The following is a 16821-nucleotide window of genomic DNA, read 5'->3' as shown; positions in this document are numbered from 1 at the left end:
GGTCGGGGCGGTGCGGAGTTGTTATGTCGTTTGATACCCTTGGCCTGAATCCGGAGATCCTGCGCGCTGTTGCAGAGCAGGGTTACCGCGAGCCTACCCCTATCCAGAAGCAGGCGATCCCTGCGGTGCTGGAAGGCCGTGACCTGATGGCCAGCGCCCAGACCGGCACCGGGAAAACCGCCGGTTTTACCTTACCGCTGTTGCAGCATTTAGTTTCCAATGAACCTCACGCCAAAGGTCGTCGCCCGATCCGTGCGCTGATCCTGACCCCGACCCGCGAGCTGGCGGCGCAGGTGGGCGAAAACGTGCGTGAGTACAGCAAATATCTCAATATTCGCTCGCTGGTGGTGTTCGGCGGCGTCAGCATTAACCCGCAGATGATGAAACTGCGCGGCGGCGTTGATGTGCTGGTGGCAACACCGGGGCGTCTGCTCGATCTCGAGCATCAGAATGCGCTGAAACTCGACAGTATTGAAATCCTCGTCCTCGACGAAGCTGATCGCATGCTGGATATGGGGTTCATTCACGATATCCGCCGCGTGCTGGCGAAACTGCCGCCGAAGCGCCAGAACCTGTTGTTCTCCGCCACCTTCTCTGATGACATCAAACAGCTTGCCGAAAAACTGCTGCGCAATCCGCTGGAAATCGAAGTGGCGCGTCGCAATACCGCCTCTGAGCAGGTAACGCAGCACGTCCATTTTGTCGATAAGAAACGCAAGCGGGAGCTGCTGTCGCTGATGATTGGTCAGGGCAACTGGCAACAGGTGCTGGTCTTCACCCGTACCAAACACGGCGCTAACCATCTGGCGGAGCAGTTAAATAAAGATGGTATCCGCAGTGCGGCGATCCACGGCAACAAAAGCCAGGGCGCGCGTACCCGTGCGCTGGCGGATTTTAAATCCGGCGATCTCCGCGTGCTGGTGGCGACAGACATCGCCGCGCGTGGTCTCGACATCGAAGAACTGCCGCATGTGGTGAACTACGAGCTGCCAAATGTCCCGGAAGATTACGTGCATCGCATTGGTCGTACCGGCCGTGCGGCGGCCACCGGCGAAGCGTTGTCGCTGGTCTGTGTTGATGAGCATAAGCTGCTGCGTGACATCGAGCGTCTGCTGAAGAAAGAGATCCCACGCATTGCGCTGCCGGGTTTCGAGCCGGATCCGTCCATCAAAGCGGAACCTATCCAGAATGGTCGTCAGGGTCGCGGTGACCGCGGTCAGGGCCAGAGGCAGAATTCGGGGCGCGGACAACAACAACCGCGCCGCAGCGATAGCGGTAGCGCGAAGCCAAAAGCGCCTCGCCGTCAGGACGACAAACCAACGGGCGAAAAACCGCGTCGTCGCCGTCCACGTAAGATTGCAGAGTAATTTGCGAGCCCGGCCGAAAAGCCGGGCTTTTACTTTGCCCACCGGCCTGGAAAGTGCCACAATAGTGGCTGTTTATACAGTATTCAGGTTGTCCCGATGTCACTTACCGCCGCGCTGAAGGCGCAAATTGCCACCTGGTATAAAGCGCTTCAGGAGCAGATCCCCGACTTTATCCCGCGCCCCCCACAGCGGCAGATGATTGCTGATGTGGCGAAAACGCTCGCCGGAGAAGACGGGCGGCATCTGGCAATTGAGGCTCCCACCGGCGTCGGGAAAACCCTTTCTTATTTAATTCCTGGCATCGCCATTGCGCGCGAAGAGCAAAAAACGCTGGTGGTCAGCACCGCCAACGTCGCCCTGCAGGATCAGATCTTCAGCAAGGATCTGCCGCTGCTGAAAAAAATCATACCCGATCTGCGCTTTACCGCCGCCTTTGGCCGCGGGCGTTACGTCTGCCCGCGTAACCTGACGGCACTCGCCAGTACCGAACCAACACAACAGGATCTGCTCGCTTTTCTTGACGACGCATTAACTCCCAATAATCAGGAAGAGCAGAAGCGCTGCGCGAAGCTGAAAGCAGATCTCGATGGCTACAAATGGGACGGCCTGCGCGATCACACCGACATCGCCATTGATGACGATCTCTGGCGGCGGCTGAGCACTGACAAAGCCAGCTGCCTGAACCGGAACTGCCATTACTATCGCGAATGCCCGTTTTTCGTCGCCCGCAGGGAAATCCAGGAAGCCGAAGTGGTGGTCGCCAACCATGCGCTGGTGATGGCGGCGATGGAGAGCGAAGCGGTGCTGCCGGAGCCGAAAAACCTGCTGTTGGTCCTCGATGAAGGCCATCATTTACCAGACGTTGCGCGTGATGCGCTGGAGATGAGCGCAGAGATTAGCGCACCCTGGTACCGGCTGCAGTTAGATCTGTTCACCAAACTGGTGGCGACCTGCCTCGAACAATTTCGCCCGAAGACCACACCGCCGCTGGCGATACCGGAACGGTTGAATGCGCATTGCGAAGAGCTGTACGAACTGATTTCGTCGCTGAATACTTTGCTCAATCACTATATGCCTGCCACCCAGGAGGCCGAGCATCGCTTCACGATGGGCGAGTTACCTGACGAAGTTATGGCGATTTGCCAGCGACTGGCGAAGCTCACCGAACAGTTGCGCGGGCTGTCAGAACTGTTTCTTAACGATCTCAGCGAAAAAACCGGCAGCCACGATATCGTGCGTTTACACCGCGTATTGTTGCAGATGAACCGCGCCCTTGGCATGTTTGAAAGCCAGAGCAAGCTGTGGCGGCTGGCGTCGATGGTACAGGCGTCCGGCGCGCCGGTGAGCAAATGGGCGACGCGGGAAATCCGTGATGGGCAGGTGCACATCATGTTCCATTGCGTCGGCATTCGCGTCAGCGATCAACTGGAAAAGCTACTGTGGCGCAGCGTGCCGCACATTGTTGTCACTTCCGCCACGCTGCGTTCGCTGAACAGCTTTTCGCGCCTGCAGGAGATGAGCGGCCTGAAAGAAATCGCCGGTGACCGCTTTGTGGCGCTCGATTCCCCCTTTAATCACGTTGAGCAGGGCAAAATCGTGATTCCACAGATGCGCTATGAGCCGCTGATGGAAAACGAAGAGCAGCATATCGCCGAAATGGCCGCGTTCTTTCGCCAGTCGCTGGAAAGCAAAAAGCATCTCGGCATGCTGGTGCTGTTTGCCAGTGGCCGGGCGATGCAGCGTTTTCTTGAGTACGTCACCGATTTGCGCCTGATGCTGCTGGTGCAGGGCGATCAGCCACGTTACCGGCTGGTGGAACTGCACCGCAAGCGTGTGGCAAACGGTGAGCGCAGTGTGCTGGTGGGGTTGCAGTCGTTCGCGGAAGGGCTGGATCTGAAAGGCGAACTGCTAAGCCAGGTGCATATTCATAAAATCGCCTTTCCGCCCATCGACAGCCCGGTGGTGATCACCGAAGGCGAATGGCTGAAGAGTCTCAACCGTTATCCGTTCGAAGTGCAGAGCCTGCCGAGCGCCTCGTTTAACCTGATCCAGCAGGTCGGGCGCCTAATCCGCAGCCACAGTTGTTGGGGCGAAGTGGTTATCTATGATAAGCGCCTGCTGAGCAAGAGTTATGGTAAGCGCTTACTTAATGCGCTGCCGGTATTTCCCATCGAGCAACCTGATGTGCCAGAGGTTATAGTAAAAAGCAAAGCAAAACAGAGCCGTCGTAAACGACGATAGCGTCAGGCAAGGAGTTAACATGGATTATCGCACTATCATCAAAGAAGTCGGGCGAGGAAAGCATCATGCGCGCGACCTCGATTTCGATACCGCGCGCGCCCTGTATACGCGAATGCTGGAAGGCGATGTACCGGATCTTGAAATGGGCGGTATTCTCATTGCGCTGCGGATTAAGGGCGAGGGTGAAGCGGAAATGCGCGGCTTTTATGAGGCGATGCAGCAGCAGACTATCCGCCTGACGCCTCCGGTCGGAAAGCCAATGCCGATCGTTATCCCCAGTTATAACGGCGCGCGCAAACAGGCCAACCTCACGCCGCTGCTCGCCATGCTACTGCACAAGCTCGGGTTTCCGGTGGTGGTGCATGGCGTGAGTGAAGATCCCACCCGCATCCTGACGGAAACCATTTTCGAGATGATCGGCATCGAGGCTACGCGCCACGCCGGGCAGGCGCAGGCCAAACTGGAAGGTCATCAGCCGGTCTATATGCCAGTCAGCGCGCTGTGCCCACCGATGGAAAAACAGCTGGCGATGCGCTGGCGGATGGGCGTACGTAACAGCGCGCACACGCTGGCGAAACTGGCAACCCCGTTTGCGGAAAGCGCCGCGCTGCGCCTGTCGAGTGTCTCTCACCCGGAATATGTCACCCGTGTTGCCAGCTTTTTCACTGATATCGGCGGACGTGGCATTTTGCTGCATGGCACCGAAGGCGAAGTGTATGCCAGCCCGCAGCGTTGCCCGCAGATTAATCTGATCGATGAAAACGGTGTGCAGGTACTGGTTGAGCGCCAGAGCGAAGATAACCGCGACGTCATCCTGCCCGCGTCGAAAGATCCGCTGATCACCGCGCACTGGATTGAGCGCTGCGTGGCGGGCAGCGAGCCGGTGCCGCAGTCGCTGAAAATTCAGCTCGCCTGCTGTTTACTGGCGACCGGCGAAGTCGCAAGCCTTGAAGCAGGGCTGGCTCGTGTGGCGGAATGCTGGTAACGGGCTGATTGCCGGAAAAAGAGCAAAAAAAAGCCCGTCCAGTGGCGAGGACGGGCAAGCAAGGGTAACAAACAGGGTTAATGAGGGTTAATCAACACAGAGGGTATGTGGCTTACTTGTAAATAACGGCAGTACCGCTCACTTTGTTATTCGTGTTAGCGGACGTGATGCTGTAGCTCGTTGCGCCTGCAGCAGCCGCTTTCTCAGCCAGTTTTGCTTCCAGACCATCCAGCGTGCTTGCGCCTTCAGCGGAAACCACACCAATTTTATTCATGCCCTGCGCCTGCGCCGGAGAAACGGCATCAGCAGCGAAAGCACCAAAGGAGAGCGTAGACAGGGCGATGGCAGCAACAGCATATTTAACGTTTTTCATGTTCAGATTCTCGCAGGTTGTTTTGTAGAGGACGATGTTCCGTCGATGTGATGAGTATCACGTTTTTAGTCGATGGAGAAAATCGAACATAATTGATAGTCTTCATCAAATAATTTGAATCAATAATAATTTATTGATTATTAATAAATTATTTTTCGAAAACGCACAGAAAGGAAGTGTGAAGTCGATCACCTGGCGAAAAAGGCACGGAATGCGACTTATTTCGCCAGAAATCGTGGAAGTAAAGACGTTGAGTTATTCTGTGTAAACAGGTAAGGATTTGTCAGCGAAGCTGGCTGTCCTTTGAACCACGGCGATTATATCCCGAAAACGTAGAGTTATGTAAATCTTTCTGCTGCTGGCATTTGATGCAGTATCTGACACCCGGCACGGCCTTTCTGCGTGCCTCCGGGATCGCCTCTGCGCATTCATCACAAAATTTGAGGCTTTCACCACCTGAAATAGCATTTCTCACGCGCGCGACGGCATCATCAACCGTGCTGTCGATTTGTTGCTGAACGGCATCATCATTTGCCCATCCTGAAGCCATGTCTCACCTCCGACATTGTCACATCATCGTAATCTATTATATGTGGTCAAAAATTAAACAAACAAGAGACAGATAAAAATAATGCACCCACGGTGTGAGTGCATTCTGATGGCGGGGAAAAAGGGCATTATTTGTAGATGGTGGCCGTACCGAACATTTTGTTTTCACCGCTGGCACCGTTAATCACATAGCCCGTTGCCCCTTTTTCCTGGGCTTTTTCTGCCAGTTTAGCCTGCAGCTCATCAAGACTGCTGGCACCGCTCACGGACACCGTACCGGCCGGACGTAGCTGCCCGGTCTCACCCCGGTTCAGTTGCTGTGGCTCCGCCTGTGACGCGAAAGAGAAGGCGGCTAACGCGCCAGCAGCAATCAACGCAAGACTTCTTTTCATGGTGACAACCTCTCTGTTTCGACGGAATACTATAGAAGTGTAGGTGGTCACGAAGCGAGGATGCGCGCAAAAAATTGATGGTGAAATGCGTATTTTTTGAACAACAAAAACTGACATTTCGTTGACAAAACAGCCACATGGAAGTGGCTGTTTTATGAAGAGTTATCTGGCATCCGGCCGGACTAAGTCGAACCGGTGGCTATCGCTAATGGTGTAATACGCGGTAGGGCCGCCTGCGCGCAGTACCGGATTAGTTCTGGCGGTCTGATAAATGCCGTTTTCAAGTAATCTTTCATCAATATGAATACCAACCACTTCGCCCAGCACCAGCCAGCTTTCGACTGGGGTGCCGTCGGCGGCGGTGAGCTGAATGCATTGTGACAGTTTGCACTCAAAATTGACCGGGCTTTCCGCCACGCGTGGCGCCTTCACAAAGCGGCTTGCCGCCGGGGTTAAGCCTGCGACAGCAAATTCGTCTTCGCCGTGGGGCAGGCTGGCGGAGGTTTCATTCATGGCGCTGGCAAGGTCTCGTGTCGCCAGATTCCAGACAAATTCCTTCGTTTCCACGATGTTCTGTACGCTGTCTTTCCAGCCGCTGCTGGCGAAACCGATAATCGGCGGACGATAGTTAAAACAATTGAAGAAGCTGTAGGGCGCCAGGTTGCGTCGTCCCTGTGCGTCGAGGGAGGCGATCCAGCCGATAGGGCGCGGGCCGATAATGGCGTTCAGCGGGTCGTGTGGCAGTCCGTGTCCCTGCGAAGGTTGATAGAAATACATAGCGCACCTTGTTGTCGTCATGATTTTCTCCAGCCTCACTTATTTACCCCGCCGCCGTCAACGGGTATCTTACGCGCGGAAAACAGGAGAAAGCCATGAATGCCCAGAAGCCGGGACTGCACCCGCGTAACCGTCACAACACCCGCTACGATCTCACCGCGCTGAGCCAGACCAGCCCCCAACTGGCGCCTTTTTTAACGCTCAACCCGGCGGGGGAGCAGACGATCAATTTTGCCGATCCGCTGGCGGTGAAAGCGCTGAACAAAGCGTTACTGGCGCATTTTTATGGTGTGGAGCACTGGAACATTCCTGATGGTTTTCTCTGCCCGCCAGTACCGGGGCGCGCTGATTACATTCACCATCTGGCGGATCTGCTGGGCGAAACGACCGGCGAGATCCCGCGCAATGCTACCGTTCTCGATATCGGCATCGGTGCCAACTGCATTTATCCGCTGATTGGTGCGCATGAATACGGCTGGCGTTTTACCGGCAGCGAAGTGGATGCCGATGCTTTTGCCAGCGCACAGGCGATTGTCAGCGGCAATGCCGGGCTGAGCCGTCAGATCCGCCTGCGCAGGCAGAAAAATACACAGCAGATTTTCAGTGGCATCATCCATAAAAATGAAGAATACGACGCTACGCTGTGTAACCCGCCATTCCATGATTCTGCCGCCGCCGCGCGTCAGGGCAGCGAGCGCAAACGCCGCAATCTGGGGCAGGACAAAAACGATGCACTCAACTTTGGCGGTCAGCAGCAGGAATTATGGTGCGAGGGCGGCGAAGTGGCCTTCATCAGTAAAATGATTGCCGAAAGTCAGCAGTTCGCGCGTCAGGTGATGTGGTTCACCTCGCTGGTTTCTCGTGGCGATAATCTGCCGGAGCTGTACCGCGCGCTGACGCAGGCAGGTACCGTGAAGGTGGTGAAAAAAGAGATGGCCCAGGGACAAAAGCAGAGTCGCTTTATCGCCTGGACCTTTATGAATGACGAGCAACGTCGCCGTTTCGCCTCGCGCCCGCGTTAAAGCGTCGGCTCCTGCGGCGGTGGCTGGCCTTCGGGTGCGGCGCCGCTGACCGGCAGCATCTGGTAGGTCTGTACCGGCGCGCGAATGCCCGCGCGGTCGAAGTGTTTTTTCACCTGCGTGTCGAGCGCAAAGCGCACGGTCCACTGCTTCAGCGGCAGGGTGGTGAAGGAGACGCGCAGGGTAAACGCGGTATTGGTCAGCCCCACCAGTCCGGCAAACGACGGTTCGCCGATGATAAGACCGCGGATCTCTTCCTGCTCCATCAGCTCAGCGACGGCATCTTTCAGCGCCTGGTTGGCCTTATCCGTATCTTCCTGACGATCGACGTCATAGTTCGCCACTACCGAACCAATGCCGCGGACAAAGTTAGCGAAGGTGGTGATCGACGACCAGGGAATGATGTGATACGCACCGGTATCCTGACGCACGCCAACAGACCGAATTGACATCCGCTCCACCGTCCCGGTCAGCGGTCCGATGGTCACCAGATCACCGGTATTCATGCCGTTCTCAAACTGAATAAAGATCCCGGTAATGATATCTTTCACCAGCGTCTGCGCACCGAACGAGATTGCCAGACCCAGCGCCCCGGCACCGGCCAGCAACGGGGCGATATTCACACCAATTTCCGACAGCACAATCATCACCGTGATGGTACTGATGACTACCGCCAGCGCATTACGAAACAGTGTCAGCAGCGTCCGGGTGCGCGCGCTGGGGAGCGGGCGACCGTGAATATCTGACGCGAGGCGGTTTTCGATAAGACTGGCGAGCACCGTCCAGCCCACCGCAGAGAAAAAGAGGATCAGCGCGATGCGGATCAGGATATCGACGGTTTTCTCCCCCGCGCCGTAGTGCAGCCATTGCCAGAAATCGAACAGCCCCCAGGCGCTGAGCAACATCATGACGGCAACGCAGACAATCAGGAAGCGGGCGAATTTTAATGACGCGGAGATCCAGCCGTTAAGTCGTTTTTGCAGCTCAGGATAACTGCGCTGCGTTTCCGGCGACAGGGTGATGGTTTTCGCAATCCAGCGGGAAAGAATGCCGGACGCGAAAGCCGCAATACTGATGATCGCCAGACTGCGCACCGTCGCGCCCATCATAAATTTCAGGCTGTTGCCGGGGTCGAACAGCGAGAAAAAGAACAGCACGATAAAATAGGCGCTCGCTACCCAGTGCCACACCAGCGCAAAGGCGCGGATAAACAGGCTGAAAAAGGGCAGCGAATGGTCAGCCAGTTGTTGCAGGCTGTGGGTGATATTCTGTTTGTTGCGGAAAATCAACCGCAGCGCCCAGAGGGTGATCACCAGCATAATCGCCACGTTTGCCAGCGCACCCACCTGCACGTTGATCTGGTTAGAGATAATCGGCACCGCCACAATCAACCCGTAGCCGATAAGGCTGCTCAGTGTGCTCAGCCGCAGATTCCAGTAACGCGCGACGTCATCCTGCGTATTAAACGGTCGCAGCTCGGGAACCCGGGGGCAAAAAACCAACCGCAGAATCGCTTTGAAAAACTCGATCAGCGCAAAGGCATTGAGAAACAGGCTCTGCTGAAAGGCGATGGTGCGGCTGCCGGCGTTCAGGTTATCGCTCAGCATCTGGCCGATAAATAATGTGAATGCCAGCAACAGCAGGTCGATAATAAACGCGCCAACGATCATCAACGGCAATTGCAGCCAGTTATTGCGCTCGCGGTTTTTCCGTCGCCCCCATTGCCCCATTTTGCGGTACAGCGGTAGCGCGCAGAGCCGTAACAGGCCGTAGATGGCGAACACCAGCGCGGCCAGCAGCAGAAAATGGGTCAGGGCGTTGGTGAAGGTTTGCGGGTTAAACGGCTTATGTGGCGAGCCGGTAATGTTGCGCCAGAGCTGGGCGAAGCGCGATGAAAGCTGTTCGCCATAGTGACGGCTGACATCGGTGACGTTTTCGAGCACTGTTTTTTGCTCAGTAACCTCCGGCGGGATGATTTTCGGCACCTGTTCTGCGGGCGGCGTGGCTGCCGCCTGGCGCAGCTGTTCGATCAGTTCTTTGCGCGACGTGTCGTTTTCCAGGACATCAGCCAGCGCCGCATAGGCCGCTTTTTTCTGCGCCAGATCGGGCTCCTGGACAGACGCCTGACTGGCGTCAGACGAGGCGCCGGAGGTGACCCCCGGGATCGTCACCGCCTGTAGCGGCGCACTGAACAGTGCGAAAAGGAAGAGGAAAACCCACGGCACGATAGCCTCCGTCGAAAATGTCCAACAAAATGATAAGTATAGAAGGCAGACGCCAGCGCGCGGGTTTTGAGAACAATCTGGTGAGGTAATGACTCTCTCCCCGGCGGGGAGAGAGCGGGGAGGACTATCAGGAAACGTGTTGCAGGAATTCCTGCAGGCGCTGGCTCGGTGGGTTTTTGACTAACGCCTGCGGGTCGCCATCTTCCGCGATACGGCCTTTATCGATGAAAATCAGACGGGAAGCCACTTTCTCAGCAAAGCCGATTTCGTGGGTGACAATCACCATCGTCATGCCTTCTTCGGCCAGATCCTGCATCACCTTCAGCACTTCATGACGCAGTTCCGGATCCAGCGCCGAAGTCGGCTCATCAAACAGCATCATTTTCGGTTTTACCGCCAGCGCGCGGGCAATCGCGACGCGCTGCTGTTGACCACCGGAAAGCTCAGACGGGTAGTGGTGCGCGCGCTCGGCAAGCCCCACTTTCGCCAGCAGATCTTTCGCCTGTTTCTCGGCGGTGGCTTTATCCGCGCCACGCACGCGCAGCGGGCCAAACATGACGTTTTCCAGCGCCGTCAGATGCGGGAACAGGTAGAACTGCTGGAACACCATGCCGGCTTCCTGGCGAATCAGGCGTTCGTCCACTTTCGGATCGTTCACTTTCAGACCGTCGACGATAAGCTCGCCGCTGGTGATCTCTTCCAGCTTGTTGATGCAGCGCAGCAGCGTCGATTTACCGGAGCCTGACGGACCGATAATCACCACCACTTCACCCTGTTTGATGTTCAGATCGATGTTATGCAGCACTTGGGTCGGGCCAAAGTGCTTGGAGACGTTTTTAAATTCAATCACAGGATTTTCATCCTTCTTTCAAGACGACGCAGAATGAAGCTCAGCACCAGGGTGATGATCAGATAGAACACGGCGACCGCACTCCAGATTTCCAGGGCACGGAAGTTACCCGCAATGATCTCCTGGCCCTGACGGGTCAGTTCGGCGACGCCGATAACAATAAACAGCGAGGTATCTTTAATGCTGATGATCCACTGGTTACCGAGCGGCGGCAGCATACGGCGCAGCGCCAGCGGTAGGATCACATGGCGAATGGTTTCGCGGCGGGACAGCCCCAGCGCCAGACCGGCTTCGCGAAAGCCCTTATGAATAGACAATACCGCGCCACGGGTGATTTCCGCGATGTAGGCGCCGGAGTTAATCATGATGGTGACGACGGCGGCGCTGAACGGATCAATGCGCAGGTCGGTAAACGCCATCGGCAGGGCGAAGTAGATAAACATCACCTGCACGACGATCGGGGTGCCGCGGATCACTTCGATGAAGACCAGTGCGATATGGTTGGAAATCCAGCCGCCAAAGCAGCGCGCAAAACCTGCTGCCAGACCGATGATCACGCCGCCAATCAGGCCGACAACTGAGATCAACAGCGTCATTTTGGCGCCTTCCATCAAAAGCGGAATGGCAGGCCAGATGGCACTCCAGTCAAACTGCATGATAAGTTCCTGTATACCGTGGTGAAAAACGAAAAACGTAGGCCCGGTAAGCGCAAGCGCCACCGGGCGTTACAAACCTGAATTCAGGCAGAATTATTTAGGTTCAGAACCGAACCATTTTTTATAGATTTCGTTGTACGTACCGTTTTCGTGCAGGGTTTTCAGCGCGCCGTTCACTTTCTCACGCAGTTCGTCGTTGCCTTTCGGGAATGCGACACCATACTGCTGCGCTTCCAGCGATTCGCCCACGGCTTTGAACTGACCGTTGCCCGCGGTTTTGATGAAGTACAGGATGTTCGGCGTGTCATGCAGCACTGCGTCCGCACGATTGGTTCCCAGCTCCATATAGGCGTTATCGATGTTCGGGAACTGACGCAGATCTTTGGTTTTGATATTGGCTTTCGCGTAGTCAACCGAACCGGTACCGCTCTTCACTGCTACTACTTTACCGTCCAGGTCTTTCACGCTTTTGACGTCGTTGTTGTTGGCTTTAACCATCACCAGCAGACCACTTTTGTAGTAGCCGTCAGAGAAATCGACCGCTTTTTTACGCTCTTCGGTAATGGTGATGCCCGCCAGCGCCAGGTCGACGTTTTTGGTCTGCAGCGCCGGAATGATGCCGCTGAAATCCATCGGTTTCAGGGTGTAATCGAGTTTCAGCTCTTTCGCGATAGCCGCCCACAGATCGACGTCAAAGCCGACATACTTATCGCCTTGCTTAAATTCAAACGGGACAAATGCGGTGTCGGTCGCGACAACCAGTTGTTTTTCCGCGGCCTGAGAGGACATCGCAAAAGCCAGGGTCAGTGCAGCCAGTGAAACGTTGAGTACAGACTTCATAGAATTTCCTTTTTTATCCACGGGGCGATCCCCTGCGAGAACACAGGGCAATATGAAAAAATCGTGCCATGTTTGTAACTTGTTGTTTTATAACAACGGAAGAAACTGGCAATGCACGATAACGGGCAGCATTCAGCTTGTGTGCACCGTTATGGGGCGTCATTTTGGTGCAGTTTTACCGCACCGCGACAGAAGGTGTTTTTTAACGCAAGAGCCGGTGATAAAACAATCTTTTGTTAACGATTCTGTGAAGTGATTATTACAATTAATTTACTTTGGCGAGAAATGGTGCAGAAGTTTGCACCATATATGTGCAAAGCCCCCCACAAGGGTGGAGGGCTTCAGTGTGGCATGTTGAATTACGCGATGTTGGATTCGATAAACCACAGGAATTTATCGAGATCACGGGACGCTGCGGTGAAGATATCCGCCGTGTCTTCGTCTTTCGCTTCGCTGATGGCTTTGCGCACATCGTTCGCCACAACAGCATAACGGTCAGCCAGCTCTTTCAGATGATCCTGAACGTCGTGAATATCCAGCGGGTAGGTTTTCAGCGGTGTTTTATTGTTGATGACCTGAGTGGTACCCAGCGCCACGCCACCAAGCTGAACGGCACGTTCTGCCATGGTATCCAGATGGTCGGTCAGCGCAGTACGGAAGCCATCCAGCATTTCATGCACTGCAATAAAGTTCGCGCCGCGCATATTCCAGTGGGCTTGTTTAGTGATCAGCGACAAGTCAATGAACTGAACGACCTGGCGGTTGAGCAACTCAACCGTGGCTTTCTTTTCACTATCCGATACATCGTTGCGAGTATAAAGCAGATTAGATGTTTTAGTTTTTACCAGTTTAGCGGTAGCCATAATCTCATATCCTCTTGAAATGTATTATCCCCGATAATTAACGGAAATAAGTATAGCACCGGATCCGGACAGTACGATTCACGCTGTACCTATCGGTTTGATAGTGGAAAATGTATGTTGCTGTCAGGAATTAGCTGATATCCACCTCTTTAATCGTACTGCTACCGCGTACCGTTAACGCGGAGCCCATCGATGCCGTCACAATCGCCAGCAGCGCCAGCCACTGGGTAAAGGTGAGCGTCTCGTTGAGGAAAATCATCCCGGAGATTGCCGCCAGCGCGGGTTCCATGCTCATCAGTGTGCCAAACGTGCGTGTCGGCAGTCGGGTGAGAGCGATCATCTCCAGCGAGTAAGGCAGCGCCGTGGAGAGGACCGCAATCGCCAGCCCGAGTGGCAGCAGCGACCAGTGCCACAGCGCATCGCCGGTTTGCATCACGCCGATGGGGACAAACACGATCGCGGCAATCAGTGAACCGGCGGAAACCGTTGCCGCGCCATGCTCTTCGCCCACGCGCTGACCGGTCAGAATGTACACTGCCCAGCCAGCCCCGGCGCCCAGCGCCAGTGCGGCACCGAGGAGATCAACATGCGCGACCTGCTGGCCCAGCGGCAACAGAAACCATAACCCGGCCACGGCCAGGATCACCCAGACAAAATCAACGGCACGGCGGGAGGCGAACAGGGCGACGGCCAGCGGCCCGGTAAATTCCAGCGCCACGGCGATGCCCAGCGGAATGCGCTGAATGGAGAGATAGAACAGGTAGTTCATCGCGCCGAGGGACAACCCGTACAGAAGCAGAGGCAGACGCTTTGATTTTTCAAAACGCAGCCGCCACGGCTTAAAAATCACCACCAGGATCAGCGTGCCCAGCGCCAGTCGCAGCGCGGTGACCCCCGGAGCCCCAACCAGCGGAAACAACGATTTAGCCAGCGACGCGCCGCTCTGAATAGAGCACATCGCTATGATTATCACCAGAATTGGCAACCAGGCTGGCGTGGTGCGGGACGGCGCAGGCATCCTTTCTCCTGTCAGTTTTTGTCAAAGGAAGTAAAACCGTCAGTGTAAATGAATAACCCCTTTGCGGTTTAGCTATTGTTGAAAAAAAAGCAGCCGGAAAGTCGTAGAATGTCGCCACGCTGTCGGATTTTTGCGCTACAAAATTAGGATTAATCTGGATGAGGTGCGGGTGTAATACTCGTAATAATGGCGTAATATTCGGTAAATTCGCTGATTTTTGAAAGGTATAGTCAGCCATGGAAACGTTTAGTTACATGAAATGGGCCTTTAGACAGCGTAAAGTGGAAAGAGTTTCTTAACAATTTTTGATATATTTAAAACTTAGGATTTACTTGAAGCACATTTGAGGTGGTTATGAAAAAAATTGCATGTCTTTCAGCACTGGCCGCAGTTCTGGCTGTTTCCGCAGGTTCTGCTGTTGCAGGTACTTCTACCGTTACTGGTGGTTACGCTCAGAGCGATATGCAGGGCGTTGCTAACAAAGCGAACGGTTTCAACCTGAAGTACCGTTACGAGTTCGACGACAGCAACCCGCTCGGTGTTATCGGTTCCTTTACTTACACTGAAAAAGATCGTACCGAAAACGGCATTTACAACAAAGGTCAGTACTACGGTATCACTGCGGGTCCGGCTTACCGCATCAACGACTGGGCAAGCATCTACGGTGTAGTGGGTGTTGGCTACGGTAAATTCCAGGCGAACGACTTCCCGGCTAGCAAGTCTGACACCAGCGATTACGGCTTCTCCTACGGTGCTGGTCTCCAGTTCAACCCGATCGAGAACGTGGCTCTGGACGTTTCCTATGAGCAGTCTCGCATCCGTAACGTTGACGTTGGCACTTGGATCGCAGGCGTTGGTTACCGTTTCTAATCACTTCGGTGATAATAAAAAATCCGCCTCATAGGGCGGATTTTTTTTGCCTGCGCGTTACTGCTTAACGGGTGTTGGTCGTGAAAATGTCGGTGCCGAGATGGGTGTAATCCACCTTCTGCAATTTGAAGTTGGTGATATACACCGGGCCCGCTTTCTGCTCGGAAATGAAACGGTAGCGGGAGGCGATCTCCTTCGCTTTGATGCCTGTCCACTGAGAGAAGAAGCTCAGGAAATCGTTCGCGGAACGCCGCGCTTTAATGATGCGGTGTGACTTGTCGTCACTGGAAAGCACCATAAACGGCACCTGGAAGTTCTGCTGAAACTTGTCGTCATGTGCCAGATACTGTACCTCTTTCCCACGCTCTTTAAACGCCAGCCCGTGATCGGAGAAATAGACCATCGAGAAGCTGTCGCCGGTATTGCGTAGTTGCGTGTACAGCTTGCTCAGCAGTTCATCGGTTTGTGTCATGGTATAGAGATAGCATGACGTCTCTTTCGACTGCACGAACTCCGCGTATTTCCCTTGCGTCCGGTCGCACGCCTGCGGGTGCGAGCCCATCAGGTGCAGCACAATCAGCTGCGGTTGGGTGTGCTCGCTGGAAAAGACCTGCGCGGTCATTTTCAGCAGGGCTTCGTCGCGGGTGTTTTTATCCGCTTCGAAATCGCCGCTTTTGAGGAACTGTACTTCATCGGCCCGTTTCGCGATGCTGGCGATGGCGGTATCGTACTCGCCGATCTGCCCCTGATTCGAGAACCACCAGGTCTGGAAACCCGCGCGATTGGCGAGGGTGACGAAGTTATCCTGATATTGGGGTTTGCCGTCAACCACCCGGTTGAGGGTCAGGCCGAGCGATTTCTGTGTGGAGCCGCTGGCTGCCACATAATCGGTAAACAGGTAGCCGTTGATGTGGCTGGCGAACGGGGTGTTATCCCAGTGACTGCCAAAGGCGCCGAGTGCGTCGCGGCGCGCGCTTTCGCCAATCACCACCACATAGGTGTGATATTTCGGCTTCACCGCCACGATATTCCACGTATCTTTCATGCCGGACAGCTCCGCCATCCGCGCTTTTTCATCGAGCACTTCATGGTTGCTGACAATCACGTCTTTCACAAAGCGAAACGCCGGGTAGCCGGTATCGATCACTTTAAATACGCCACCCCACGCCAGATTTTGCACCGGCTGGACGAAAATCGTCCCGGCGCAGAAGACCAGCGCCAGCATTTGCAATTTACCCCACGGTGTGCGCTCGGTAATTTTGCGGCGCACGGCAATCACGCCGAGGGCAAAAATAAAGACGGCGATAAAATAGCTATACCACGGGAAGATGGTGAGGATTTCCGTCGACTCTTCCATATTAGTGGAATGCAGCGCCAGCAGGGTATTGAAGTTCGGCGCGCCGTACGCCTGCGCGAACGGAAAATAGAAGGCCGCTACCAGCGAATAGACTCCGATGAGCGCTTTTTGTACGCGCGGAAACGTGCGCCACAATAAATGCAGAACGCAGGCAAACGCCACCGTATAGAGCGCACTAAAGGCGTAACCCAGCGCGAGGTTAATCAGCAGAGATTGCAGAACATAAAAACCTGTCCACGGGCTTAATGTCACACCGCGGGCAGCAAGTGAATCTTTCAGGGTTAAATTCATAGGTCACTATCATAAAAACGCCATGTGCTTCCCCTGGCGTCAAGGGTTAAAACCTGCCGGGATAGTGCGAGAAAAACGAGAAAGGTTCTCAGCTGAATGCCATAAGCCATGCAGGGCTGCACGAAGATAGAGCGGCGCTATGAGAAGG

Annotated in this window: 17 protein-coding genes; 5 read left to right on the top strand and 12 right to left on the bottom strand. The window is 54.9% G+C overall.

Features of this window, described 5'->3' with window-relative positions:
• Positions 1-23 precede the first annotated feature (23 nt).
• The 3 genes from rhlE to ybiB all read left to right on the top strand — a co-directional run bounded on the left by rhlE (position 24) and on the right by ybiB (position 4593).
• Positions 24-1367 carry an ATP-dependent RNA helicase RhlE gene (gene rhlE, locus QMG90_RS14430; protein ID WP_283280322.1) on the top strand — a complete coding sequence of 448 codons (1344 nt, stop codon included), beginning with the start codon at positions 24-26 and terminating at the stop codon, positions 1365-1367.
• Positions 1368-1463: 96 nt separating this feature from the next.
• Positions 1464-3608 (top strand): ATP-dependent DNA helicase DinG, encoded by a 2145-nt coding sequence (gene dinG / locus QMG90_RS14425; protein WP_283280321.1) that lies wholly within the window; start codon positions 1464-1466, stop codon positions 3606-3608.
• A gap of 19 nt (positions 3609-3627) precedes the next feature.
• On the top strand, positions 3628-4593 hold the full coding sequence (gene ybiB, locus QMG90_RS14420) for a DNA-binding protein YbiB (protein ID WP_283280320.1): 966 nt from the start codon (positions 3628-3630) through the stop codon (positions 4591-4593).
• 112 nt (positions 4594-4705) lie between these two features.
• On the opposite strand, the gene ybiJ is transcribed toward ybiB, so the two are convergent.
• The 4 genes from ybiJ to QMG90_RS14400 all read right to left on the bottom strand — a co-directional run bounded on the left by ybiJ (position 4706) and on the right by QMG90_RS14400 (position 6684).
• Positions 4706-4966 carry a DUF1471 family protein YbiJ gene (ybiJ, locus tag QMG90_RS14415; protein ID WP_038159842.1) on the bottom strand — a complete coding sequence of 87 codons (261 nt, stop codon included), beginning with the start codon at positions 4964-4966 and terminating at the stop codon, positions 4706-4708.
• A 283-nt stretch (positions 4967-5249) separates the two neighbouring features.
• On the bottom strand, positions 5250-5516 hold the full coding sequence (locus QMG90_RS14410; RefSeq protein ID WP_283280319.1) for a DksA/TraR family C4-type zinc finger protein: 267 nt from the start codon (positions 5514-5516) through the stop codon (positions 5250-5252).
• Positions 5517-5643: 127 nt separating this feature from the next.
• Positions 5644-5907, bottom strand: a complete 264-nt coding sequence (locus QMG90_RS14405) for a YdgH/BhsA/McbA-like domain containing protein (RefSeq protein WP_283280318.1) — start codon at positions 5905-5907, stop codon at positions 5644-5646.
• A gap of 162 nt (positions 5908-6069) precedes the next feature.
• A complete protein-coding gene (locus QMG90_RS14400) occupies positions 6070-6684 on the bottom strand; it encodes a flavin reductase family protein (RefSeq protein ID WP_283283970.1) in 615 nt (204 codons plus the stop codon).
• A gap of 95 nt (positions 6685-6779) precedes the next feature.
• On the opposite strand from QMG90_RS14400, the gene rlmF reads away from it, so the two are divergent.
• On the top strand, positions 6780-7706 hold the full coding sequence (rlmF, locus tag QMG90_RS14395; protein ID WP_283280317.1) for a 23S rRNA (adenine(1618)-N(6))-methyltransferase RlmF: 927 nt from the start codon (positions 6780-6782) through the stop codon (positions 7704-7706).
• On the opposite strand, the gene ybiO is transcribed toward rlmF, so the two are convergent.
• The 7 genes from ybiO to QMG90_RS14360 form a co-directional block, all read right to left on the bottom strand.
• On the bottom strand, positions 7703-9928 hold the full coding sequence (gene ybiO, locus QMG90_RS14390) for a mechanosensitive channel protein (protein WP_283280316.1): 2226 nt from the start codon (positions 9926-9928) through the stop codon (positions 7703-7705). The two genes, rlmF and ybiO, sit on opposite strands and share 4 nt — an antisense overlap.
• A 127-nt stretch (positions 9929-10055) precedes the next feature.
• Positions 10056-10778, bottom strand: coding sequence for a glutamine ABC transporter ATP-binding protein GlnQ (gene glnQ, locus QMG90_RS14385; protein ID WP_283280315.1), 723 nt, complete (start codon positions 10776-10778; stop codon positions 10056-10058).
• Positions 10775-11434 carry a glutamine ABC transporter permease GlnP gene (gene glnP / locus QMG90_RS14380; protein ID WP_038159854.1) on the bottom strand — a complete coding sequence of 220 codons (660 nt, stop codon included), beginning with the start codon at positions 11432-11434 and terminating at the stop codon, positions 10775-10777. The genes glnQ and glnP overlap by 4 nt, the downstream gene beginning before the upstream one ends.
• Before the next feature lie 93 nt (positions 11435-11527).
• Entirely contained in the window at positions 11528-12274 is a 747-nt protein-coding gene (glnH, locus tag QMG90_RS14375) for a glutamine ABC transporter substrate-binding protein GlnH (RefSeq protein WP_283280314.1), read from the bottom strand.
• Between the two features lie 359 nt (positions 12275-12633).
• The gene (gene dps, locus QMG90_RS14370) at positions 12634-13137 is read right to left on the bottom strand and encodes a DNA starvation/stationary phase protection protein Dps (protein WP_038159856.1); all 504 of its coding nucleotides are present in this window, start codon (positions 13135-13137) and stop codon (positions 12634-12636) included.
• A 130-nt stretch (positions 13138-13267) separates the two neighbouring features.
• On the bottom strand, positions 13268-14155 hold the full coding sequence (gene rhtA / locus QMG90_RS14365) for a threonine/homoserine exporter RhtA (protein ID WP_283280313.1): 888 nt from the start codon (positions 14153-14155) through the stop codon (positions 13268-13270).
• Entirely contained in the window at positions 14061-14393 is a 333-nt protein-coding gene (locus QMG90_RS14360; protein WP_283280312.1) for a hypothetical protein, read from the bottom strand. The genes rhtA and QMG90_RS14360 overlap by 95 nt, the downstream gene beginning before the upstream one ends.
• A 116-nt stretch (positions 14394-14509) precedes the next feature.
• Between QMG90_RS14360 and ompX the strand changes: the two genes are divergently transcribed.
• Positions 14510-15025, top strand: coding sequence for an outer membrane protein OmpX (gene ompX / locus QMG90_RS14355; RefSeq protein WP_283280311.1), 516 nt, complete (start codon positions 14510-14512; stop codon positions 15023-15025).
• A gap of 64 nt (positions 15026-15089) precedes the next feature.
• On the opposite strand, the gene QMG90_RS14350 is transcribed toward ompX, so the two are convergent.
• Entirely contained in the window at positions 15090-16673 is a 1584-nt protein-coding gene (locus QMG90_RS14350; RefSeq protein WP_283280310.1) for a phosphoethanolamine transferase, read from the bottom strand.
• Between the last annotated feature and the right edge of the window lie 148 nt (positions 16674-16821).

The sequence above is a fragment of the Trabulsiella odontotermitis genome (genome assembly GCF_030053895.1).
In the GTDB taxonomy this organism is placed as follows: Bacteria; Pseudomonadota; Gammaproteobacteria; order Enterobacterales; family Enterobacteriaceae; genus Trabulsiella; species Trabulsiella odontotermitis_C.
This window is presented reverse-complemented; position numbering and strand designations above follow the sequence as displayed.